We start from the raw sequence: 21,506 nt of genomic DNA, 5'->3' as shown, positions 1-21,506 counted from the left end.
GGCCGACCTTGGTCGGCGCCGTTGATTCCGTGCCAACCAAGGTTGGCACCTACCAGAGCGGTGAGTCGGTTGTTGCAGGGGTAGTGCCGGCCGCTGGCCGGCAACCGTTGTTGGCCCCCACCAGAGCGATCGCTGGTATCAGAGCAGCCCTTCGCGCTTCACCGCCAGGTAGCGTTCCACCAGTGCGCCGGGCAGGGCATCGGCGGTGACGTCCAGCACCATCACCTTCTCGCTGCGCAGCGCCTCATGCGCCTTCGCGCGCTGCTGCAGGTACAGCGCCGCTGCACCGGCCTGGGTGGCGTCTTCCAGTGTCTGCACTTCGCTGTCCAGCACGCCGTCCAGCTCACGCTCGCGCAGGCTGGCCACGCATACCAGGTGGCGCTGCTGCAGCAGGCGCACCGCCGCCAGCAGGTCTTCGATGTCCTCGTCGCGCACGTTGCTGACCAGCATCACCAGCGCCCGCCGGCGCTGGCGTAGCGACACCTCGGTGGCGGCGGCCAGGTAGTCGGTGGCGACCGCGCGCGGCTGCAGGTCGTAGCTGGCGCGCAGCAGGTGCTCGACCGTGCCCATGCCACGCTGCGGCGCCACCCAACGGCGCTCGCCACCGGTGGCGAACAGGCCGGCGGCGTCGCCCTGGCGCAACGCCAGGTAAGCCACCACCAGCGAGGCGTTCAAGGCATGGTCGAAGTGCGAGAGCCCGCCTTCGCTGGCCAGCATGCGCCGACCGCTGTCGAGCATCAGCAGCAGCTGCTGGTTCTTCTCGTCCTGGTATTCGCGCGAGATCAGCTTGCGCGCGCGTGCGGTGGCCTTCCAGTCGAGCTGGCGCAGGCTGTCGCCGATGCGGTACTCGCGCATCTGGTGGAAGTCGGTGCCTTCACCCCGGCGGCGCTTCACGTGCGCACCGACCAGCCGCGAGGCCTGGTCGGCACTGAACAGGGCGAAGCGGGTGAGCGGGACGAAGTTCGGATAGACCCGCACGTCCAGCGCCGGTGGCAGCGTGCGTTGCTGCCACCACAGGCGCCACGGCGAGCGCATGCGCAGGTGCACGCCTTCAAAGCGGAAGTGCCCACGCTGCAGCGGCTGCAGGTGGTAGTGCAACGTGGAGGCGCTGCCGGCCTGCAGGCGCACGCGCTGCGGCAGCGCTTCCAGCGGCCAGCCGCCGGGCACCAGGTCGAACACCTGCACCGTCATCGGTGCGTCCGCCTGCAGCCGCAGTGCAGCCTCGCGGCGCACGCCCAGTGCCAGCGCTTCGGGCAGTTCGCGCTGCACCTGCGGCGACGGACGCCGCCACTGGCGCCACAGATCCATCAGCGCCGGCACGGCAATCGCCAGCGCCGCCAGCGCCCAGCTCCAGCGCGGCAGCAGACCGCCCAGCACCAGGCCGCCTTGGGCAGCCCAGGCCAGCAGCAGTGCCAGCAGCAGCGGGGCCGGCCTCATCGGCGCGGCGCTTCCACCTTGGCCAGCAGCGCGCCCAGCACGTCGTCGGCGTCCTGGCCTTCGATCTGCAGTTCCGGGGCCAGCGCGATGCGGTGGCGCAGCGCCGGGCGTGCGATGTCGCGCACGTCATCCGGAGTGACGAAATCACGACCGGCCAGCACCGCCTGCGCGCGCGAGGCACGCACCAGCGCGATGCTGCCACGCGGGCCAGCGCCGACCGCGATACCCGGCCACTGCCTTGTGGCTGCCACAATCCGCACCGCGTAGTCGATCACTTCGTCGTCGACGGTGATCGCCGCAGTGGCGCGCTGCAGTTCCAGCAGCTCACCAGCACCGAGCACGCGTGGCACCTGGCTCAGGTCGAAATCGCTGGCGGCGCGGCCGCTGGTGATCGCGGTCACCATGCGCTTCTCGTCCTCCAGCTGCGGGTAGTCGATCAGCACCTTCAGCAGGAAGCGGTCCAGCTGTGCTTCCGGCAGCGGGTAGGTGCCTTCCTGCTCCAGCGGGTTCTGCGTGGCCAGCGCCATGAACGGCGGCGCCAGGGTGAAGGCCTTGCCTTCGATGGTCACCTGGCCTTCCTGCATCACTTCCAGCAGCGCCGACTGGGTCTTGGCGGGTGCACGGTTGATCTCGTCGGCCAGCAGCAGGTTGGTGAACACCGGGCCGCGGCGGATCTTGAAGCTCTCGCTCTTCGGGTCGTACACCGCGTGGCCGCTGACGTCGCTGGGCATCAGGTCGGGGGTGAACTGTACACGCCCGTAATCCAGCTCCAGGGCCTGTGCCAGTGCGCGCACCAGCAGGGTCTTGCCCAGCCCGGGCACGCCCTCGATCAGCACGTGACCACCGGCAAGCAGCGCCACCAGGATCTGGTCCAGCACATCGGCCTGGCCGATGAAGGCGTGGCCGACGGCATCGCGGATGGCATCGACGCGTTCGATCAGGCGGGCGTTGGCAGCCGCCGGCAGCTCGGGGACTTCGGTCATAGCAGGGATCTCATCTGGAGCAGCAAGCGGATGCGCTCGCGCAGGGCGGAGGAATCGTGCGGCGGTGGGGGCGTGAGCGCGCTGGCGACGCGGCCCTGCGGCCACTTCAGCAGCTCGGCGATGGCCTGATCGCGCGGCGCACCATCCAGTGCGGCGGCAATCGGTGCGCGCAGGCGCAGGCGGTGCAGGAACAGGGCGAGCACGGCCTCGTACAGGCGTATGCCGTGACCGAAGCGCAGCAGCAGTTCGCCACTGGCACGCACGTGCTCCAGCAGTGAACGACGTTCCAGCACCGGCGACGGCAGCAGGCTGCCGAAGCGCTGCGAGCGGCCCCACAGCCAGCCCAGCAGGGCCAGCAGCAACGGTGCCCACAACGGCCAGCCCTGATAGAACATGCGCGACCACAGCGACGGCGGGCGGCTGGCATAGACCAGCCAGACCGCACCCTTGCCATAGTTCGGATCGAGCAGGTAGCGGGTCAGGTCGCGATGCGACGCGTCGTGCAGGCCGTCGCTGGCCCCGCCACCTGCCGACGCCAGGCGCGCTGCCGGTGAGTCCACTTCGCTGCGCATGAACTCCATGTCGGCCAGCACGCTCACTCTGCCCTGGCCGTGGCGCAGGCGCGCGAACACCAGGTCGCGATCAGTGCCCCAGCGGCGTTCGGCCTGCGCACTGGCGGCAAAGCCCAGGGTGAAGCGGCGGCCACCACAGAATTCGACGTGGCCAGGATCGTCGTCGACATGGAAGGCCTGGCAGTCGCTGCGCTGGAACAGGCTGTCCACGCCCAGCCGGTCCAGCAGGGGGCCCTGTGTGCTGCCGGCATCGTCCTCGGCCGGCGGCGGTGTACGTACCAGCAGGTGACCGCCATCGTCGACCCAGTCCAGCAGTGCGCTGGCGACGGGCGGCGGCAGTTCGCTGCTGTCCTGCAGCAGCACCACCGTGTCGTGGCGCCCCAGCGTCATCTGCTGCAACTCCAGCCGCGGTCGCGAATGCACGTCGATGCCATCGGCGCGCAGGGCCTGGCCGAGCACGTACAGCGGGTTGTAGGCGGCCTCGCCCTGTGGCGGCAGTCGGATCGTCTCGGTCACCCGCTCGTGCGTGCGCAGGTAGAGGATGGTCAGCGGTACGCCGAACAGCACCAATGCACCGAGCAGCAGCGACCAGAACAGGCGCGGACTCATGCCTGCCACCCGTACTGCTGGCGCAGGGTATCGGCCAACGCATCGAAATCGGCGCGGCTGGGCAGGCGGCCACCGTAGGCAGCGTACTGCCACATGCGCACGATGCGCGCGAACAGGTCACGGTCGCTGGCCTGGGGCATGCGTCGCGATGCGCGCAGGCATTGCGCTTCGGTGGCACCGGGTGGAAGCGCGATACCGCTGCGCTCGCCCACCGTGCGCACGCTGGCGCGGTACAGCAGGGCCAGCGCCTGCCGCGGCCGCCCCTGGTCCCACAGCAGGCCGGCCTGGGTGGCCACGTCCGGCGGCAGCACCACCGGCAACTCCACCTGCTCCTCCAGCACCTTCGGTGCAACGTCGGCCTTGCGCCGGCCACTGCCACGCAGCCATGGCAGCCACAGCCGCGCGGTCAGCAGCAGCACCAGCAGCAGGATGCCGAGCAGGCCCCACAGGCCCCATTCGGCCAGCCGTGCCAGCCAGGCGATGCCGTCCTTGCGCGCCTTGCGTTCACCTTTGCTGTTGGTGTCACGCTGCAGCTGCTTGTCTTCCTTCTTTTTTTCCTCGGCCTGCTCGATCGGCTTCCAGCGGGTGACCTGGCGGGTCGGGCGCTGCAGCGGGTCTTCATAGGCGCGGTTCACTGCCTGACGGAAACCGGCGGTGTCCACCGGCGCTGTACCGAAGATCATTGCCGGCGTATTGGCGGGGTCGTTGGCCGCGGTGGCCGGTTCTTCCGCACTGTCTTCGTCCTCTTCGGCATCGCCTGCCTGCTCCGCGACCGTCTGCGCGTCCTGCGCATGCACCGGTGCGGACACCAGCGGCAGTGCCAGCCACAGCAGCAGCGCCAGCGTCGATGCTGCCGGCAGCAGCCGCTCGCGCAGGCGGCGCAGGGCGATTTCGACGTCCCAGGCTTCCATCTGCGTTCGACGGTTCAGGTACAGGCCAAAGCCCGCACCGACGAAGAACGGGCCGATCAGCACCGAGGCCAGCCAGCACGCCAGGTTGAAGCCCAGCCGTGCCCATGCCGGCGTGTCCTTGCCAATCATGTCCCACGCCGCACGCCACGATTCGGACATCAGCTCCAGTGGCATGAACATGAACACCGCACCGATCGCGCCGGATACCAACGCGGCTTCGAACGCCAGGCAGGTCACCGTCAGTACCAGTGCCGCGCCCGCTGCGCCGGCTGCCACCGCACGACGGCGTGGGCCGCGCTGGCCCGGTGTGTTGCCTTCCAGCAGGTTCACCGGCAGGCACAGGCTGCGCAGCACGCTGAAGCGACGCCAGCCCAGGTAGCCCCAGAAACCGGTGTTGCCCCAGTGGCGCTGCGCGCGCAGGGCGGCCAGCGTGCCGACCGGCTCGCCGAAAATGCCGCGCGACAGCACGTACAGCGGCGCGCGTTCGAACAGCGGCTTGCACCACCACATCGCCAGCCAGGCCCAGCCGAAGGCATCCAGCCACCAGCCCAGCGCGTTGAAGATCACGAACAGCGGTGCACTGGCCAGCAGCCAGCTGCCCCACAGCGCACGCGCGTGACGGCGGGACAGGGCGGTGCCCAGCTCCATCGCTTCCCAGCCACTGCGGGCGCGCAGCGCCACGTCCAGGCGGTCAATGCGCATGGCCGCCTCCACGTCCGCCGCGCCACAGCCACAGCAGCACGCCGGCCCACAACACACCGGCCACGCTGAACTTGCCCCACGCCGGTACTTCGGCAAGCGAGGACCAGAAGGCTTCGATGAAGGCGGCCACCAGCAGCATGAAGGCGACGCCGAGGCACAGCCGTGCGCCGATGCGGCCGCCTTCGACCAGTGCATCCAGGCGGCTGCGCCGGCCGGGTGCCAGCAGCTTCATGCCCAGCTGCAGACCGGCACCGCCGGCGATCACGATCGCGGTCAGCTCGAAGGCACCGTGGCCGACCACGAAGCGCCAGAACGGGTCGCCATGGCCGATGTGCTGCAGGTGACCGGCCACCGAACCGATGATCACGCCGTTGAACAACAGCACCAGCAGCGTGCCCAGCCCAGCCAGCAGCCCGCTGGCGAAGGTGCGCAGGGCGATGCTGATGTTGTTCATGATGTAGTGGCCGAACATCATCCAGTCGGTGCCGCTGTCACGCCCCAGGCGCTCGGCGGCGGGATCGTACATGCGCTCCATCTCGGCGATCTGGCGGTTGTCCATCAGTATGTGGATCAGGTCCGGATAGACCTGCACCAGCACGAAGCAGGCCACCGCCGGCAGCGCGAACATCGCCAGCGCCACCCACATGCTGCGCGCCTGGCTGCGCACCAGCAGCGGGAAATCGGCCACCAGGAACTCCAGGGCACCCCGCCAGCGCGTCGGCGGCGTGCGGTACAGCACGCTGTGGCCCTGCTGCATGAGCTGCTGCAGGCGCTGCACCAGCTGCGGGCTGTAGCCGCGTTCGCGGGCCAGCGCCAGTTGCTGGCACAGCCGCCGGTAGCGCTGCGGGAAGGTGGTGTCGTCCAGTGCCAGGCCGCTGGCCTTGCGGCGCGTGCGGCGTGAGGCACCAGCACGCAGCAGCAGCCACTGCTCCAGGTCCTGCCATTCCTGCTGGTAGCGGGCGACGAACTGTTCCTGCTTCATCGCCGCCCCAGCAGCCAGTTGGCCATCGCATACAGGCGCAGCACCCCGACCTGGCCATGGGTGCCGGTCAGTGGCTCGGCAATACCGGCCAGCTCCTGCTGGCGCGCCGCCGACAACCGTGGCGCGCGCTCGGCGAAGGCCATCAACGCAGCCTGTTCCTCTGGTCGCAGCGGCTGCGGCGGGGCCAGCACGCTGTCGATGGTCGGCGGCGGTGGCAGGTACAGCGCGGGTGCGTGCACCACCACGGTGCCCGCCACCAGGTCGCCAAGGCGGCGGCCATGCGGATCGAACAGGCTGCTGATCAGGCCCAGCGCATAGCCGAACGGCAGCATGTCCACCGTGCGCAGCAGGTTGCGGGTGATCGCCGCCATCCAGCCTACCGGCGCGCCATCGCGGGACAGCACGCGCAGCCCCAGCGCACGCTTGCCCAGCGTGCGCCCCCACAACGCTTCGCAGACGATCGGGTAGGCCCAGTAGACCAGGAACATCAGCACCAGGTAGAGGCCGGAGCCGAACTTGTCCAGCAGCGCCAGCGGAATGGACACCAGCACCAGTGCCGCGATGCGCACGCCAAGATCGACCAGCCAGGCCATCGCCCGCGGTACCGGGCCGGCGGCAGGCAACTGCAGCGGCACACCCTCCGGCGTCACCACCTCGCGGTAGGTATCGAGCATCGGTGCGGCCATCAGCACGATGGCCTTCGTTGTGGGCGCCGGAGTCCTCTCCGGCGGGCAGCCACAGGCATGGGGGTCTCGACAGGTCCTGGTCGGGCCAAGACTTTAGCAGAGCCGCATGGCAGCGACGGGGGCTCAGCCCCGGTATTCGTCCTTCAGCCGAACGTAGTGGTCGGCCGAGTAATGCAGCGCCTCGATCTCCTTGTCACTGAGCGTGCGTGCCGGTCGTGCAGGGTTGCCGACCCACAGCTCGCCTTCGCCCACCACCTTGCCGGGGCCGATCACCGCACCGGCGCCGACGAAGCCATGGCGCTCCACGCGGGCGCCATCGAGGATGCAGGCGCCCATGCCGATCAGGCTGTAATCGCCGATCGTGCAGGCATGGATGATGCAGCCGTGGCCGACGGTCACGCCTTCGCCGATCAGGGTCGGGTAGCCGGCCTTGTTGTACGGGCTGTGGTGGCTGACGTGGATGATGGTGCCGTCCTGCACGTTGGTGCGTGCACCGATACGCACATGGTTGACGTCGCCGCGGATGACCGTGCCCGGCCATACCGACACGTCATCGGCCAGCTCCACGTCGCCGATGATGGTGCAGGCCGGATCGATGTACACGCGTTCGCCGAGGACGGGCATCTTGTCGCGGAAGGGGCGCAGCGGGTTCATCGAAGTCTCCGGAAATCAGGGCGTTCACGACGATGATACCTGCGTGGTCTGCACGCCGCGCGCGCACCGCAGGGTAGTGCCGGCCGCTGGCCGGCAACCTCAAGGTCATGTCTGGAGTTCTGCGGTTGCCGGCCAGCGGCCGGCACTACCCGCTACGGTTCGTAGCTGTAGCCGATGCTGTATGCGGAACAGCGGATCGCGCGCAGCATTGCAGTAGATCCACGCCATGCGTGGATGGCATCTATCGCGCTCGTGTTATGCCACGCGTCCCCGGCGTGCGCGCTCCAGGTGCACCAGCAGCAGCGAGATCGCTGCCGGGGTCATGCCCGGAATGCGCTGTGCCTGGCCGATGGTCTGCGGGCGTACGCGCTCCAGCTTCTGCAGCGCTTCGGCCGACAGCCCGCGCACGGTCGCGTAATCGAAGGCTTCAGCGATCGGCGTGGCTTCGTGCCGCTGCTGACGCTCGATCTCCTCGCGCTGGCGGTCCAGGTAGCCGGCGTACTTCACGCCGATCTCCACCTGCTCGGCAACCTTGCCATCGGCCACCGCCGGGCCCAGCGAGGGCACCTGCATCAGCTTGGCGTAATCCAGCTCGGGGCGCTTGATCAGGTCCAGCACGTTGGTCTCGCGACTGACCGCCACGCCCAGCGTCTCGTTCACTTCGCGGCCCAGTGCATTGGCCGGGGTTGCCCACAGCGCACCCAGGCGTGCGCGCTCGGCAGCGACGGCGGCCTGCTTGGTCTCGAACGCGCTCCAGCGGCGATCATCCACCAGGCCCATTTCGCGGCCGGTCGGGGTCAGGCGCTGGTCGGCATTGTCCTCGCGCAGCTGCAGGCGGTACTCGGCGCGGCTGGTGAACATGCGGTAGGGCTCGTTGGTGCCGTGGGTGATCAGGTCATCCACCAGCACGCCCAGGTAGGCTTCGTCGCGACGCGGGCACCAGCCGTCCAGCCCGCGCACCTGGCGTGCGGCGTTCAGGCCAGCCAGCAGGCCCTGCGCGGCGGCCTCTTCGTAGCCGGTGGTGCCGTTGATCTGGCCGGCGAAGAACAGGCCGTTGACCAGCTTGGTCTCCAGCGAGGCCTTCAGCCCGCGCGGGTCGAAGAAGTCGTACTCGATCGCGTAGCCGGGGCGGGTGATGTGTGCGTTCTCGAAGCCACGGATGCTGCGCACCATCTCCAGCTGCACGTCGAACGGCAGCGAGGTGGAGATGCCGTTGGGGTAGATCTCGACGATGCCCAGGCCTTCGGGTTCGACGAAGATCTGGTGGCTGGCCTTCTCGGCGAAGCGCACCACCTTGTCCTCGATGGACGGGCAGTAGCGCGGGCCGATGCCTTCGATCTGGCCGCTGTACAGCGGCGAACGGTGCAGCGCGTCGCGGATGATCTGATGGGTCTGTTCGGTGGTGTGGGTGATCCAGCAGCTGACCTGCTGCGGATGCTCGTCCACCGAGCCGAGGAAGGACATCACCGGCCGCGGCGAATCGCCGGGCTGCTCGTCCATCACGCTGTAGTCCAGCGAGCGGCCATCGATGCGCGGCGGCGTGCCGGTCTTCAGGCGGTCCACCTGGAACGGGCGCTCGCGCAGCCGCGCGGCCAGCGTGGTGGCCGGCGGGTCGCCCATGCGGCCGGCGGCGTACTGGGTCGGGCCGACATGGATCTTGCCGGCCAGGAAGGTGCCGGCGGTCAGCACCACGGCCTCGGCATCGAAGCGCAGCCCGGTCTGGGTGATGACCCCGCGCACGGCGTCGCCTTCGATGACCAGGTCGTCCACGGCGGCCTGGAACACGGTCAGGTTGGCCTGGCCTTCGACGATGGCGCGGATCGCCATGCGGTACAGGTTGCGGTCGGCCTGGCAGCGGGTGGCGCGCACGGCCGGGCCCTTGGAGGCATTGAGCGTGCGCCACTGGATGCCGGCGCGGTCGGCGGCATGCGCCATCGCACCGCCCAGCGCGTCGATCTCCTTGACCAGGTGGCCCTTGCCGATGCCGCCGATGGCCGGGTTGCAGCTCATCGCACCCACCGTTTCGATGTTGTGGGTCAGCAGCAGGGTGCGCACGCCGGTGCGGGCCGCGGCCAGCGCGGCTTCGGTGCCGGCGTGGCCACCGCCGATGACGATGACGTCGTAACGATGGAAGGACGGGTTCATGGGGGGCTGTTCAGCTGGGGGCGGGCGCGGACCGGGGGCGGCGCCGGGGTGGCGATTTTAGCGCCATTCGGGGCCGGGACGTCGGTGCCGGCCGGCCGGCGTCGAAATCAGCCCTAAAGTTGGCAGGATTTTTGCAGATAACCCAATAGCACCCACCGTGGCTGGCGCCGTAGGCGCCCGTGACCGGAATTGGAACAGGGGCCGGTACAGGCGCACGGTGGGGGAGCAGAGGGCCGGCAGTCGGGGGACTGTCCGGCCCTGTTTTTTTGCGGTTGTCGGGAAGGCGCCATCCACGCATGGCGTGGAGCTACTGATGCTGGGGCCCTCGCCGGTTGGCGACCCAACAAAACAAACGGCCCCGCATTGCGGGGCCGTCTGTTTTCAGAGGTGCCGACATCCGACAGGGCCGGAACAGGGGGGATCCAGATGTTCCTGTCGGATATCGACGTAGAGCTTTTTGCGGCGGCCCGTGTCGTTTTTGTCACTTTGTGACGCGGGCCGTCACTGTCCGCGTAGATTGCGGCTTAGACCGTGTGAAATGCAAGACGGTTCAGCGCTCAACTGTGCGCTGCGTCGCACGATCCATGTTGCGCCAGGGGGAACCGTTCATCCTCGGCGCACTCGGTGCCGGTGCCGGACGGGCCTGCGGCGGGGGCGCTGACGGCTGGGCGTTCGATTGCGGCGGGCGGCGCATGGAGTCCATGTTCCGCCACGGCGAACCCCCGTTGTACGACGGACGCGACGGCGGCGGCGGACGGTGCTCGCCGCCATTGCCCGGACGCGGCGGCGGGCGGTGGTTGTGCGGCGGGCGGTAGATCGGGCGCGAGTAATACGGGTTGCCGTAGCCGCCGTAGTAGCCGCCATAGCCACCGTAGTAGGGGCCGTAGTTGTAGGGATAGCCGGCCGGGTAGCGGTATTCCACCGACGGCGCACCGTGGTAGTAGCTGCCGCTGCGGCCGCCGCCGACATAGTCGTAGGTGGTGCAGCCGGTCAGGGCCAGCAACAGGCCACCGGCAAGCATCAGGCGCATTTTCATGGTGGGTCCCCCCAGAGGACGGGTGTGCAGTCAGCTTCGGGCGCCAGCGTTGAATCGGCCCTTAATTCCGCCGGCCAGGATGAATGGAGGCGTAGGGCTGCATGCTGGCATGACCTGTGTCCCGGTCGCCAGCGCGGGGGCATACGTTAATCTTGCGTCATGAGCGATTCACTGTTGCCCCGCGCCGACGACGTCCTGCTTGCTGCCGCGAGGATCGCCCCGCATGCCAGCGTGACCCCGGTGCTGCGCTCGCACACGCTCGATGCGCTGGCCGGGGCACAGCTGGCCTTCAAGGCCGAGCACCTGCAGCGTGGTGGTGCGTTCAAGTTCCGCGGTGCCTGCAACGCGGTGTGGTCGCTGGAGTCTGATTCCGCCAGTGCCGGCGTGGTCACCCACTCCTCCGGCAATCACGGCGCCGCCCTGGCGCTGGCCGCACGTACCCGGGGCATTCCCTGTCACGTGGTGGTGCCCGAAGGTGCGGTGGCGGCCAAGCTGGCCAATATTGCGCGCCATGGCGCCACGCTCTGGCACTGCCCGCCGACCATTGCCGACCGTGAGGCCACCTGCGCCAAGGTGCAGGCCGACACCGGCGCGACCCTGGTGCATCCCTATACGAATCCGGCGGTGATGGCCGGGCAGGGCACCGCCGCCCTGGAACTGCTGCACAGCGACGGCCCGTTCGACGTGCTGGTGGTGCCGGTGGGCGGCGGCGGCCTCGCCAGCGGCACTGCGCTGGCGCTGCAGCACGCCAGCCCGCAGACCCGTCTGGTGCTGGCCGAGCCGGCCGGTGCCGACGATACCGCGCGCTCGCTGGCCGCTGGCGAGCGCCAGGACGCGTTCACCCCGGACACGATCTGCGATGGCCTGCGTACCCTGATCGGCGCGCCCAATTTCGAATTGCTGCGCGCGGCCGGTGCCGAGGTGATCGTGGTCGATGACGCGGCGACGATGGCCGCGATGCGCCTGCTGTGGGAGGTGCTCAAGCAGGTGGTCGAGCCGTCCTCGGCCACCGTGCTGGCTGCTGTGCTGGCGCAGCCGCAACGTTTCGCCGGACTGCGCGTGGGCCTGGTGCTGTCCGGCGGCAACGTCGACCTGCCAGCGCTGCGCTGGGGCGCGCCGTGAGCCGCGACCGGCAGCGGCCTCGCACCGGCCTGCTGGGCTGGCTGTGGCGGCTGTTTGTCCTGTTGGTGATCTGGCTGCTGGGCGTGACTGCCTGGATCGTCTGGGTCGGCGAGCGTGACCAGGCCGCCAAGGCCGACGCCATCATCGTGCTGGGTGCGGCCGCCTATGACGCCAAACCGTCACCGGTGTTCGAAGAGCGTATCCGGCATGGGCTGGACCTGTACGAGGCCCAGTACGCACCGCTGCTGATCTTCACCGGCGGCTACGGTGGCACCGGTGCGCGTTTTTCCGAATCGCAGGTGGCGCGGCGTTATGCGCTGAAACATGGCGTGCCGGACGATGCGATCCTGATCGAAACCGCCTCGCGCAATACCGTGCAGAACCTGGTTGAAGCCAAGCGGCTGATGGACCAGCGCGACCTGCACCGGGTGATCATCGTCAGCGATCCGCTGCACATGGCGCGCGCGCTGCGCCTGAGCAAGGCGCTGGGCATCGATGCGCTGGCCTCGTCCACGCCCAGCACGCGCTTCCGCAGCTTCCACACCAGCTGGCGCTTCCTGGTGCAGGAAATCTATTTCTTCCACCGCGACCTGGTGCGCCCGCCGCTGAGTTCGCCGGCCAATACCTGAGGCGGAAGCCTGCATTTGGGTGGGTGCCGACCTTGGTCGGCACACTGCTGGCGGCACCGCGATCTGATGGGGTGTGCCAACCAAGGTTGGCACCTACCGGAGCGATTCGCGTGCGGTGTGGATTGCGGTAGTGCCGGCCGCTGGCCGGCAGATGCCCACCATGGAATCGTGAGGCTGCCGGCCAGCGGCCGGCACCACCGGATGATCAGGTCTGCTTGCGCCGGATCGGAATCGCCGACACCGGCACCGAGGCCACGTCATGCCCGCCTTCGCGGATCGGTGCGCCCGGGTCCGGTGCCCAGGCGTGCGCATAGATCACTTCCCAGCTGCTGGGCAGCTTGCCGTCGGCACGACGCATCGGTTCATACGCCGCTGCCGCAGCGGCGAAACGGCCACGCCCGGTCAGCGTGTGGCGTCGGTCCACCCGTGCATTGGTCGCGCCCATCGCACGCAGTTCGCGCATCAGTGACGGCAGGTCGTCGTAGGTCAGGGTGAACAGGTCGCGGTCCAGCACCGGGTCGCGGAAGCCGGCCATCATCAGCGCATCGCCGAACTGGGCGATCTGCGCGAAGCGGCTCACGTGCGGGCGGTCATCGGCGGCGGCGAATGCCTCGTTGAGTTCGATCAGGGTTTCCGGGCCGAAGGTGGAACACACCAGCAGGCCACCTGGCTTGAGCACGCGGCGGAACCCGGCGAACACCGCCGGCAGGTCGTCCACCCACTGCAGGCACAGGTTGCTGAAGATCACGTCCACGCTGTTGTCGGCCAGCGGCAGCGCGGCGGCGTCACCGCACAGGCGCTGGAACGGCTTCCACCAGCCGGCCTGGCGCTTGGCCTGGTCCAGCATCGGCAGCGCCACGTCCAGCGCGATCACCTGCGCCTTCGGCCAGCGCTTCTTCATCAGCGCGCTGGCGTGTCCGGTACCGGCACCGATGTCCAGCACCACCTCGGGCTTGCGTGCCTCCAGGTAGTCCAGCGATTCGATCAGCCGCGACTGCACTTCGCGCTGCAGGGCGGCGGCGGCGTCGTAGCTGTTGGCGGCACGGGCGAACGCGCGGCGGACGTGGCGGGCATCGAAGTGGGACGGCATTGCGAAAGTCTCTTAGAACGTACCGGGGTAGGCGCCGCCGTCGATCAGCAGGTTCTGCCCGGTGAGGTAACCGGCCTGTGCACTGCACAGGAAGGCGCAGGCGGCGCCGAATTCGTCGGGTGTGCCGAAGCGGCCGGCGGGGATCTGCTGGCGGCGGCGTTCGGCCACTTCGTCGGCGTCGCCGTCCTTGCCCGCACTGTGGGCGAAGTTGGCGCGCAGGCGGTCGGTGTCGAACTGTCCGGGCAGCAGGTTGTTGATGGTGACGTTGTGGGCCACGGTGCGGCGCGACAGGCCGGCGACGAAACCGGTCAGGCCACTGCGCGCGCCGTTGGACAGCGCCAGGATATCGATCGGGGCTTTCACCGCCGACGAGGTGATGTTGACGATACGGCCGAAGCCGCGCTCGATCATCGCGTCGACGGTGGCGCGGATCAGCGCGATCGGCGCCAGCATGTTGGCGTCCAGCGCGGCAATCCAGTCGTCACGCTCGAAATTGCGGAAATCACCGGGCGGCGGGCCACCGGCGTTGTTGACCAGGATGTCCACCTGCGGGCATGCGGCCAGCGCCGCGACGCGGCCGGCTTCGGTGGTGACGTCGGCGGCGACCGCGCGCACCTCGGCGGCACCGGCCAGCGCGCGCAGCTCTTCAGCGGCGGCCTGCAGGGCGGCTTCACCGCGGGCCACGATCACCACGTTGACGCCTTCACGCACCAGCGCACGCGCGCAGCCCAGGCCCAGCCCCTTGCTTGCGCCGCAGACCAGTGCCCAGCGGCCATTGATACCCAGATCCATGCGTCAATCCTGCGGAATTCGGAAGGCGCTCATTGTCCGCCATCGGCCGGTGACAGGCCGGCAACGAAGTGTTGCAGGGCGGCGGCGACCTCGTCGGCATGGCCGAGGAAGGGCGCGTGGCCACCATGGGCGATGGTCAGGACCTGCGCGCCCGGGGCCAGTGCCGCGGCGGCCTGCATTGCCGCCGGTGAGACCAGCCGGTCGCGTTGGCCGGCGATCCATAGACTGGGTTTGCCCAGCGTCGGCAGTGCGCCGCGCAGATCGGTGCTTTCCAGCAGGCGCAGGCCCTCCAGCAGCGCGCGTTCGGTGGGTGCACCGCGCTCGACCAGGCGCTGGCGCAGCGTGCGCAGCTCCTCGCGGGCGTGCGCCGAGCCCATCACGTCCAGGGCGAGGAAGCGTTCCAGGGTGCCGGCGAAATCGGTGGCCAGCTCACGCCCGAACTGCTCGAACACGGCCGGTTCCACCGCGTGCGGCCAATCTTCGCCACGTACGAAGCGCGGTGTGGCGGCGATCATCGCCAGCCCACGCACCTTCGGCAGCGTCGCTGCCGCGTGCAGCGCGAACAATCCGCCCAGCGACCAGCCGCACCACACCGCCGGTGGCGTCGCCGCCGCAATCGCGTTGACCACGAACGGCAGGCGCAGCGGCGTGGTGTCGTCGCGGCTGTGGCCATGCCCGGGAAGGTCGACCAGGTGCAGGGTGAACTGGTCTGCCAAGCGCTGCACCAGCGGTGCGAACACGCCGCCCTGCAGGGCCCAGCCGTGGATCAGAACCAGGTCCGGCCCGCGGCCGGTGACTTCAATATGCATGGGGAACTACACGGAACTCAGGCAAAAGCGGGCAGCGGCGGTGGCGCGGCTTCACGCACGGCCAGGGTCACGCGGTCGCGCGCGCTGGCGATGGCCTCGACCAGGCCACGCACCTGTTCCGGCGTATGCAGCGCGGACAGGGTGACGCGCAGGCGTGCCTTGCCTTCCGGCACCGTCGGTGGGCGGATCGCGCCGACCAGCCAGCCGGCCTGTTCCAGCGTCGTGGACATCGCAACGGCGGTATGGTCATCGCCGCACAGCAGCGGCTGGATCGGCGTTTCCGAAGCCATCAGGTCCAGCCCATGGCGACGGGCTTCGCTGCGGAACAGCGCGATCAGGTCGGTCAGCTTGGTGCGGCGCCAGTGGTCGCGACGCGCCAGGCGCACTGCTTCCAGTGCAGCAGCGGCCATCGCTGGCGGCACCGCAGTGGTGTAGATGTACGGGCGTGCGGTCTCGGCCAGGTGCTCGATCAGGTCGTCGCGGCCCAGCACCAGTGCACCGGAACCGCCCAGTGCCTTGCCCAGCGTGACCAGTTGCAGCGGTACGTCGTCCACGCCCAGCCCGGCGGCGGCCACGGCACCACGGCCATCACCGACCACGCCCACGCCGTGCGCGTCATCGACGTAGAACAGCGCCTGCTGCAGGCGTGCCACAAGCGACAATGCACGCAGCGGTGCGATGTCGCCATCCATGCTGAAGACACCATCGGTGGCCAGCATCGCCGCGCCATCGGGCGCGTGCTTGAGCTGACGCATCGCGCCTTCCGCATCCAGATGTGGATAGCGGCGCAGGCGTGCACCGGCCAACCGCGTCGCATCGAGCAGGCTGGCGTGGTTGAGCTTGTCCTGCACGCAGACGTCGTTCTCTTCGCTCAGCAGTGCCTGCTGAACCGCTAGGTTGGCGGCGAAGCCACTGCCGAACAGCAGCGCACGCGGATAGCCCAGCCACTCGGCCACTTCGCGTTCAAGTGCCTCGTGCAGGGCGTGGTGGCCGCAGACCAGGTGCGAGGCACCGGCGCCAGCGCCTTCGCGTGCGGCGGCGTCCTGCAACGCGTTGACCACGCTGAACTGCTGGGCCAGGCCCAGGTAGTCGTTGCTGCAGAAGCCGGTCAGCCACTGGCCGTCCACTTCCAGGCGTACGCCATCACGACGGGTGACCGTGCGCCGCGTGCGGCGACGGCCTTGGGCATCGCGCAGGGCGCGTTGGGCGTGGAGGCGGGCGGTCAGGTCGGGGCGGGCCATGGTGGCTGAATGCGACGACGGGGCGGCTAGGGTAGCGCGTTGCCGCGACGCCTGCTTGCGGCCCGTCTCAGGCCGTGTGAGCGCAGCCACAGCCGGGTGCATCGGCGCTGATATCGGCGTGCACGGTGCCACCGTGGTCGTGGCCCTCGGCATCCACCTGCACCGCCATCGGTTGCAGGCCCAAGCGTGCGAACAAGGCCAGGTCGCGTTCGCTTTCCGGGTTGCCCGTGGTCAGCAGCGTGTCGCCATAGAAGATCGAATTGGCACCGGCCAGGAAGCACAGCGCCTGCAGTTCGTCGCTCATCGCCTCGCGCCCGGCGGACAACCGCACCATCGAGCGCGGCATGACGATACGTGCCACCGCGATCATGCGCACGAACTCGAACGGGTCCAGCTCGGCGCTGCCGTGCAGCGGCGTACCCGCCACCTGCACCAGCTTGTTGATCGGCACCGAATCGGGATGTGCCGGCAGCGTGGCCAGCGCCAGCAGCAGGCCGACGCGCTGCGCGCGCGTCTCGCCCATGCCGACGATGCCACCGCAGCAGGTCTTCAGGCCGGCATCGCGCACGTGCTCCAACGTGTCCAGGCGGTCCTGGTACTGGCGCGTGTGGATGATCGAATCGTAGTAGTCCGGCGCGGTGTCGAGGTTGTGGTTGTAGTAGTCCAGGCCGGCGTCCTTCAGCGCACGTGCCTGTTCGCCACTGAGCATGCCCAGCGTGGCACAGGTCTCCAGGCCCAGTGCCTTCACCCCGGCGATCATCGCCGCCACCTTCGGAATGTCGCGGTCCTTCGGCGAACGCCACGCGGCACCCATGCAGAAGCGCGACGCACCGGCGGCCTTGGCCTGGCGTGCCTTGGCCAGCACCGCATCGGTCTCCATCAGCTTCTGCGCGTTCACCCCGGTGCTGTAGCGCTGCGCCTGCGGGCAGTACGCGCAGTCTTCCGGGCAGCCGCCGGTCTTCACCGACAGCAACGTGGAGACCTGCACCTGCGAGGGGTCGAAATGCTCGCGATGGACCGCTGCGGCGCGGAACAGCAGCTCGGGGAACGGCAGATCGAACAGCGCCTGCAGTTCGTCGTGTTGCCAGTCGTGGCGGATGGCAGCAGCCATGGCGGGACCTTGGGTACGAGTGGAGCGAGGGCGGCAGTGTGGGTGGGCGCGCGCAGGCTGTCAACAATATTCATGTTTGCATGGTTTACAGTGTTTGCGCTCCGGGCGATCCCGCCCGGAGCGTTGCTTCTGTCGTCGAGCGCGAAAAGCGATCGGCATCAAGGCGTGTGCGGTGTTTCGCTGATCAGCGCGGTCACCTTGCCGAGGATGAAGGGACCGTCATCGAAGTAGCCGTGGCCCCAACCTTCGCGCTGGTCGGCATTGAGGTCATCAAGGGTCCACCAGCTCACCGCGCTTTCTCCCTTCCGGGCGAAGAACGCCTGGCAGGCCGAGATGTCTGCCCACGCCGCAGAGTTGCGATAGACGTTCTCCCGGGTGAAGAAGCGTTCCATGCCGAGCAGAGGCTCATCGGCAGCATCTTCGAAGATGTTGGACACGATGTAGAGCAGCGAACCGGGAAAGAACAGTGAGCGCTCGTTGGCTTCGTCGGCATCCCTCATCGCCAATTGCCGGAACCTCCCGATTCGGTCCTCGTGCTTCGAGATGGCGCGCGCGAACCGACGACACGTCACCGCAGGCGCTTCGAGAATAAGGTCGAACTTCAGATCCGGAAGGATCTGCGCCGCCTGGTCCAACAGCTCGCACAGGAAGATGCTGCCGGCGCTGTGGCCGACGAGCGTGATGCGGGGAACAGAGGCTTCGGACTGCAACTGACTGTGCAGCTCGCGCAGGAATCTGACGCCACCCGATGCGGGGCCGTCGAATGAATCCTGTGCGTCCTTCTTCATGGGATTCCACCAGCCGATGCGCCCCACGTCATCGAGATAGAACTCACGCAGCACTTCTTCCACGATCACGGCAGAGACGGCGCCTGGGCGCCCTCGACCACTCTGCTGGCGCTGCCATACGCGTATCACCAGTCTGGCCACCTTGATGGCCAGCGCGATCCAATTCAATGCCATGGCCTTGTTGGGTGACGGAGTGCCAAACAGTTCCCTGGCCGTGCGCTCGTTGACGATGGCCGCGCGTTCGGCTGGCGGTTCGTGTGCCAGCATCTTGTTGGCGGGCGCCAGCGTCGCCTCCCTGTAATCGTCACGGGCCTCGGCAATGGCTTGGTTCACCTCGGGATCATCAGCGAATTCCTGCGCGAGATCTGACGAAAGGCTCTCCTCGTCGGGTGGCGCGGCGTTGAGGATCTTCATGCCGGGCGTGAATGCCTGTTCACCGCCGAGCTTTTCTAGGATCTTGTCCTGGACTTTCCTGAAGAGCAGTTTGGCGAGTACTGCACCCAGGATCTCGCCCAGGTTGTTCAACGGAGCTTCGATGTCACCCGTTTCCCAGACGAAGAACAAGGGGTAGGCCTGTGCCCGCACATAGGGGTCATGCAGGGTTTCTGCGATGCGCCGTCCACGCTTCTGCGAAACGCGGCCGCCATGTACATGGATGACGATTCCGGAAGGTGACCTGGCCTGCAGCGCGCGACCGACAATCCGGCGAAGGTCTGATTCCTGCAGCGTGCCATCACGAAGATGGATGATGTGATCCAGCGGGTCGTAGGCATTCATCTCACACTCCATTGTCATTGAGGATGTCGAGAACGAAGCAATTCACGCAGATGTCGGCACGCAGGTGCTGGCAAGCGCTACCGCGATGACGAGCGGTGGCGGCCTTTCGTTGCCGGCGGAGCTGCACCTCTCCCCAGAGGGCAGCGGCTGCAATGCTACCTCCACGAGGCGCGGTGGACGCACCCGGCAGGAATCGGCCGGCCTTCACGCATGTGGGACGGCGTGCCATTGCTGCCAAAGCATGCGGTTCCCGGCGCGTGAGCGTATTCACCACATCCTGCAAGGCCTTCGGCCACAGTACCCGCTGCCCAACCAAAGCGCTGGCGCGCAGACTCTGCCCCATGACCGATCTCCATCGCCTCCGCGGCCGCATCACCGCGCTGGTTCTCAGCGAGGCCTGGCGTCGCCGTGCCGCGCTCTGGGGCGGCGCCGTGGCCGTGGCGCTGGTGGCCATCCTGTTCGCCAAGGCCAGTGACGCGGCCTTCCATCTGTTCCAGCGCATCACCTCGCACTCGCCGTGGTGGGCCCTGCTGCTCACGCCGGGCATCTTCGCGCTGCTGGCCTGGTTGACCGCGGGCGTGCTGAAGCCCACGCGGGGCAGCGGCATTCCGCAGGTCATCGCTGCGTTGGACAAGCCCGATGAGCCGTTCCGGAAGATCAATCTTTCGCCTGCGGTCTCGGCGGGCAAGCTGCTGCTGACCTCGTTGTCGCTGCTCGGTGGCGCGTCGGTCGGGCGCGAGGGCCCGACGGTGCATGTGGGTGCCAGCCTGATGTACCTGTTCGGCCGCTGGTTCGGCTTCAAGGATCCACGCGAGCTCTCGCACTTCCTGCTGGCGGGCGGCGCGGCGGGCATCGCTGCGGCGTTCAACACGCCGCTGGCCGGTATCGTCTTTGCCATCGAGGAGCTCAGCGGCCGTTTCGAGCATCGGTTCTCCGGCACCCTGCTGACCGCGGTGATCGTCGGCGGCGTGGTGTCGCTGGGCCTACTGGGCAACTACACCTATTTCGGCCATGTAAGCGCGCGGCTTCCGCTAGGCCAGGGTTGGTTGGCGATCCTGTTGTGCGGTGTGGTGGCGGGTCTGCTGGGAGGCTTGTTCGCGCGCGCCGTGCTGGCCAGTGCGGCGGGCCGCCCGCGTTGGCTCGGGCAACTGCGCCAGCGGCATCCGGTTCTGTTGGCCGCAGGCTGCGGCCTGGTGGTGGTACTGCTCGCCCTGGTCTTCGGTGAAGGCGCGTTCGGCACCGGCTACGAGCAGGCGCGCAGCCTGGTGCAGGGGCAGGCGATGGTGGGCCACGAGTTCGGGTTGATGAAGCTGCTGGCGAATCTGGCGTCCTACGTGGCGGGCATCCCCGGTGGCCTGTTCTCGCCGGCGCTGGCGGTCGGTGCCGGCCTTGGGCACAACCTCGCGGTGCTGATGCCGGGTGTGGATCCGCGTGCGTTCGTGCTGTTGGGCATGTGCGCCTATCTGACCGGCGTCACCCAGGCGCCGCTGACTTCGGCGGTGATCTCGCTGGAGCTGACTGACAGCGGCGATCTGCTGCTGCCGATCCTGGCCACGGTGCTGATCGCACGTGGCGTGTCCGGGCTGGTGTGCCGGGTGCCCATCTATCGCGGGCTGGCGGAGTTGTTGATGATGCCCGTCGTCGCGCCACACTCGCCTTCCAGCGGAAAGGATTTCACGAAGTGAGTTACACCATCGCCCCTGAACAGGTCATCGATTACCCGCCCGAGCGCCTGCGCGAGTTCCATGGCAGCGTCGTCGAGTACATCGACAACCGGGTGTTCATGCTGGATCCGGGGCAATTGGTCGGCGAACCTGCCGCGCAGGCCTACCGGGAGATCGCAGCCGGGATGTTCACCGCGCTGGGCTGGCAGGGAGATGGCCGCATCGAGCTGTTGTGGCTGCCCGCCTTCGTTTTCCCGCTGTCCGAGCACATGGCGGATGTCGGTGTTGGCGTCTGGCATGTCAAGCAGGACGAAGACGGCATCTCCTACCTGTTGTCGCCGGTGCCGATGCCGTTCGAGGCACTGCACAACACGCCACACTGGAAGGAGGTCCGCCAGGCGGCAGACCGCAGGCGCGGTGCACTGGGCCGAGCGGTGGATGAAGTCCTGCACTATGTATGGGATCCAATAGGCATCCAGGCCAATCCGGACTGCCGTGGCGAGTACGCCGCCTACGCAGATCGCATCGAGTCCCAGCTGCTGCGCGGTGCAGGCGAACAGGAACTGTGGGTGGCCCTTGCCGGCATGGCGCGCAATGAGATGGGCGTCAATCCGGATGAGCACAGGACCCAGCGCGCCGCCGCCGCTCTGGTGGCCTGGCGGGCATCCCTGCGTGACTGACCCGATGAGACGGCCGACGGCACTGCGTCCGCTTTCCTGACCGTCCGGTGTGGTTGCCGGTGATGGTTCCGGCATCGCTGCGCGGG

Annotated in this window: 19 protein-coding genes; 4 read left to right on the top strand and 15 right to left on the bottom strand. The window is 68.4% G+C overall.

Annotated elements, in window-relative coordinates; genetic code table 11:
- Positions 1–138: 138 nt before the first annotated feature.
- The 9 genes from ACZK33_RS22300 to ACZK33_RS22260 all read right to left on the bottom strand — a co-directional run bounded on the left by ACZK33_RS22300 (position 139) and on the right by ACZK33_RS22260 (position 10,717).
- Positions 139–1,437, bottom strand: a complete 1,299-nt coding sequence (locus tag ACZK33_RS22300; RefSeq protein WP_423174271.1) for a DUF58 domain-containing protein — start codon at positions 1,435–1,437, stop codon at positions 139–141.
- Entirely contained in the window at positions 1,434–2,420 is a 987-nt protein-coding gene (locus ACZK33_RS22295) for an AAA family ATPase (protein ID WP_005411535.1), read from the bottom strand. Before ACZK33_RS22295 ends, ACZK33_RS22300 begins: the two co-directional genes overlap by 4 nt.
- Positions 2,417–3,601, bottom strand: a complete 1,185-nt coding sequence (locus ACZK33_RS22290; protein ID WP_423174272.1) for a DUF4350 domain-containing protein — start codon at positions 3,599–3,601, stop codon at positions 2,417–2,419. The genes ACZK33_RS22295 and ACZK33_RS22290 overlap by 4 nt, the downstream gene beginning before the upstream one ends.
- Positions 3,598–5,214, bottom strand: coding sequence for a DUF4129 domain-containing protein (locus ACZK33_RS22285; RefSeq protein ID WP_423174273.1), 1,617 nt, complete (start codon positions 5,212–5,214; stop codon positions 3,598–3,600). The genes ACZK33_RS22290 and ACZK33_RS22285 overlap by 4 nt, the downstream gene beginning before the upstream one ends.
- Positions 5,204–6,196, bottom strand: a complete 993-nt coding sequence (locus tag ACZK33_RS22280) for a stage II sporulation protein M (protein ID WP_423174274.1) — start codon at positions 6,194–6,196, stop codon at positions 5,204–5,206. Before ACZK33_RS22280 ends, ACZK33_RS22285 begins: the two co-directional genes overlap by 11 nt.
- Positions 6,193–6,882: an RDD family protein gene (locus ACZK33_RS22275; RefSeq protein WP_049400866.1), complete on the bottom strand. Its 690-nt coding sequence runs from the start codon at positions 6,880–6,882 to the stop codon at positions 6,193–6,195. The genes ACZK33_RS22280 and ACZK33_RS22275 overlap by 4 nt, the downstream gene beginning before the upstream one ends.
- Positions 6,883–7,005: 123 nt before the next feature.
- Positions 7,006–7,536, bottom strand: a complete 531-nt coding sequence (locus ACZK33_RS22270) for a gamma carbonic anhydrase family protein (protein ID WP_032129113.1) — start codon at positions 7,534–7,536, stop codon at positions 7,006–7,008.
- Between the two features lie 255 nt (positions 7,537–7,791).
- The gene (gene mnmG, locus ACZK33_RS22265) at positions 7,792–9,681 is read right to left on the bottom strand and encodes a tRNA uridine-5-carboxymethylaminomethyl(34) synthesis enzyme MnmG (RefSeq protein WP_049400865.1); all 1,890 of its coding nucleotides are present in this window, start codon (positions 9,679–9,681) and stop codon (positions 7,792–7,794) included.
- A gap of 550 nt (positions 9,682–10,231) precedes the next feature.
- Positions 10,232–10,717, bottom strand: a complete 486-nt coding sequence (locus ACZK33_RS22260; RefSeq protein ID WP_019337023.1) for a hypothetical protein — start codon at positions 10,715–10,717, stop codon at positions 10,232–10,234.
- 159 nt (positions 10,718–10,876) lie between these two features.
- Here ACZK33_RS22260 and ACZK33_RS22255 point away from each other — a divergent pair, with 159 nt between their 5' ends.
- Both ACZK33_RS22255 and ACZK33_RS22250 read left to right on the top strand, forming a co-directional pair.
- On the top strand, positions 10,877–11,839 hold the full coding sequence (locus ACZK33_RS22255) for a pyridoxal-phosphate dependent enzyme (RefSeq protein WP_149908935.1): 963 nt from the start codon (positions 10,877–10,879) through the stop codon (positions 11,837–11,839).
- On the top strand, positions 11,824–12,468 hold the full coding sequence (locus tag ACZK33_RS22250; RefSeq protein WP_032127185.1) for a YdcF family protein: 645 nt from the start codon (positions 11,824–11,826) through the stop codon (positions 12,466–12,468). Before ACZK33_RS22255 ends, ACZK33_RS22250 begins: the two co-directional genes overlap by 16 nt.
- A gap of 205 nt (positions 12,469–12,673) precedes the next feature.
- Here the strand turns inward: ACZK33_RS22250 and bioC are convergent, their stop codons facing one another.
- From bioC to ACZK33_RS22220, 6 genes are all read right to left on the bottom strand, one after another.
- Positions 12,674–13,558 carry a malonyl-ACP O-methyltransferase BioC gene (gene bioC, locus ACZK33_RS22245; RefSeq protein ID WP_049400863.1) on the bottom strand — a complete coding sequence of 295 codons (885 nt, stop codon included), beginning with the start codon at positions 13,556–13,558 and terminating at the stop codon, positions 12,674–12,676.
- Between the two features lie 12 nt (positions 13,559–13,570).
- Positions 13,571–14,350 (bottom strand): SDR family oxidoreductase, encoded by a 780-nt coding sequence (locus ACZK33_RS22240; RefSeq protein ID WP_423174275.1) that lies wholly within the window; start codon positions 14,348–14,350, stop codon positions 13,571–13,573.
- 29 nt (positions 14,351–14,379) lie between these two features.
- Positions 14,380–15,159, bottom strand: coding sequence for a pimeloyl-ACP methyl ester esterase BioH (bioH, locus tag ACZK33_RS22235; protein WP_423174276.1), 780 nt, complete (start codon positions 15,157–15,159; stop codon positions 14,380–14,382).
- A gap of 17 nt (positions 15,160–15,176) precedes the next feature.
- Entirely contained in the window at positions 15,177–16,400 is a 1,224-nt protein-coding gene (bioF, locus tag ACZK33_RS22230; RefSeq protein WP_049461692.1) for an 8-amino-7-oxononanoate synthase, read from the bottom strand.
- Between the two features lie 67 nt (positions 16,401–16,467).
- On the bottom strand, positions 16,468–17,511 hold the full coding sequence (gene bioB, locus ACZK33_RS22225; RefSeq protein WP_423174277.1) for a biotin synthase BioB: 1,044 nt from the start codon (positions 17,509–17,511) through the stop codon (positions 16,468–16,470).
- Positions 17,512–17,669: 158 nt separating this feature from the next.
- Complete coding sequence (locus ACZK33_RS22220; RefSeq protein WP_423174278.1) at positions 17,670–19,076, bottom strand: hypothetical protein; 1,407 nt, start codon at positions 19,074–19,076, stop codon at positions 17,670–17,672.
- A gap of 341 nt (positions 19,077–19,417) precedes the next feature.
- On the opposite strand from ACZK33_RS22220, the gene ACZK33_RS22215 reads away from it, so the two are divergent.
- Both ACZK33_RS22215 and ACZK33_RS22210 read left to right on the top strand, forming a co-directional pair.
- Positions 19,418–20,761 carry a chloride channel protein gene (locus ACZK33_RS22215; protein WP_423174279.1) on the top strand — a complete coding sequence of 448 codons (1,344 nt, stop codon included), beginning with the start codon at positions 19,418–19,420 and terminating at the stop codon, positions 20,759–20,761.
- Positions 20,758–21,420 carry a hypothetical protein gene (locus ACZK33_RS22210; RefSeq protein WP_423174280.1) on the top strand — a complete coding sequence of 221 codons (663 nt, stop codon included), beginning with the start codon at positions 20,758–20,760 and terminating at the stop codon, positions 21,418–21,420. Before ACZK33_RS22215 ends, ACZK33_RS22210 begins: the two co-directional genes overlap by 4 nt.
- Positions 21,421–21,506 lie beyond the last annotated feature (86 nt).

Source organism: Stenotrophomonas sp. 86156_Sma (assembly GCF_056481625.1).
Note: the sequence above shows the minus strand (reverse complement) of the source record. Positions and strands in the feature narration are given on the sequence as shown.

Coding starts and splice junctions, on each gene's coding strand:
- ACZK33_RS22255 (WP_149908935.1), top strand. CDS start 10,877: ATGAGCGATTCACTGTTGCCCCGCGCCGACGACGTCCTGCTTGCTGCC.
- ACZK33_RS22240 (WP_423174275.1), bottom strand. CDS start 14,350: ATGGATCTGGGTATCAATGGCCGCTGGGCACTGGTCTGCGGCGCAAGC.
- bioB (WP_423174277.1), bottom strand. CDS start 17,511: ATGGCTGCTGCCATCCGCCACGACTGGCAACACGACGAACTGCAGGCG.
- ACZK33_RS22295 (WP_005411535.1), bottom strand. CDS start 2,420: ATGACCGAAGTCCCCGAGCTGCCGGCGGCTGCCAACGCCCGCCTGATC.
- ACZK33_RS22270 (WP_032129113.1), bottom strand. CDS start 7,536: ATGAACCCGCTGCGCCCCTTCCGCGACAAGATGCCCGTCCTCGGCGAA.
- mnmG (WP_049400865.1), bottom strand. CDS start 9,681: ATGAACCCGTCCTTCCATCGTTACGACGTCATCGTCATCGGCGGTGGC.
- bioF (WP_049461692.1), bottom strand. CDS start 16,400: ATGGCCCGCCCCGACCTGACCGCCCGCCTCCACGCCCAACGCGCCCTG.
- ACZK33_RS22260 (WP_019337023.1), bottom strand. CDS start 10,717: ATGAAAATGCGCCTGATGCTTGCCGGTGGCCTGTTGCTGGCCCTGACC.
- bioC (WP_049400863.1), bottom strand. CDS start 13,558: ATGCCGTCCCACTTCGATGCCCGCCACGTCCGCCGCGCGTTCGCCCGT.
- ACZK33_RS22300 (WP_423174271.1), bottom strand. CDS start 1,437: ATGAGGCCGGCCCCGCTGCTGCTGGCACTGCTGCTGGCCTGGGCTGCC.
- ACZK33_RS22280 (WP_423174274.1), bottom strand. CDS start 6,196: ATGAAGCAGGAACAGTTCGTCGCCCGCTACCAGCAGGAATGGCAGGAC.
- bioH (WP_423174276.1), bottom strand. CDS start 15,159: ATGCATATTGAAGTCACCGGCCGCGGGCCGGACCTGGTTCTGATCCAC.
- ACZK33_RS22275 (WP_049400866.1), bottom strand. CDS start 6,882: ATGGCCGCACCGATGCTCGATACCTACCGCGAGGTGGTGACGCCGGAG.
- ACZK33_RS22290 (WP_423174272.1), bottom strand. CDS start 3,601: ATGAGTCCGCGCCTGTTCTGGTCGCTGCTGCTCGGTGCATTGGTGCTG.
- ACZK33_RS22285 (WP_423174273.1), bottom strand. CDS start 5,214: ATGCGCATTGACCGCCTGGACGTGGCGCTGCGCGCCCGCAGTGGCTGG.
- ACZK33_RS22215 (WP_423174279.1), top strand. CDS start 19,418: ATGACCGATCTCCATCGCCTCCGCGGCCGCATCACCGCGCTGGTTCTC.
- ACZK33_RS22220 (WP_423174278.1), bottom strand. CDS start 19,076: ATGAATGCCTACGACCCGCTGGATCACATCATCCATCTTCGTGATGGC.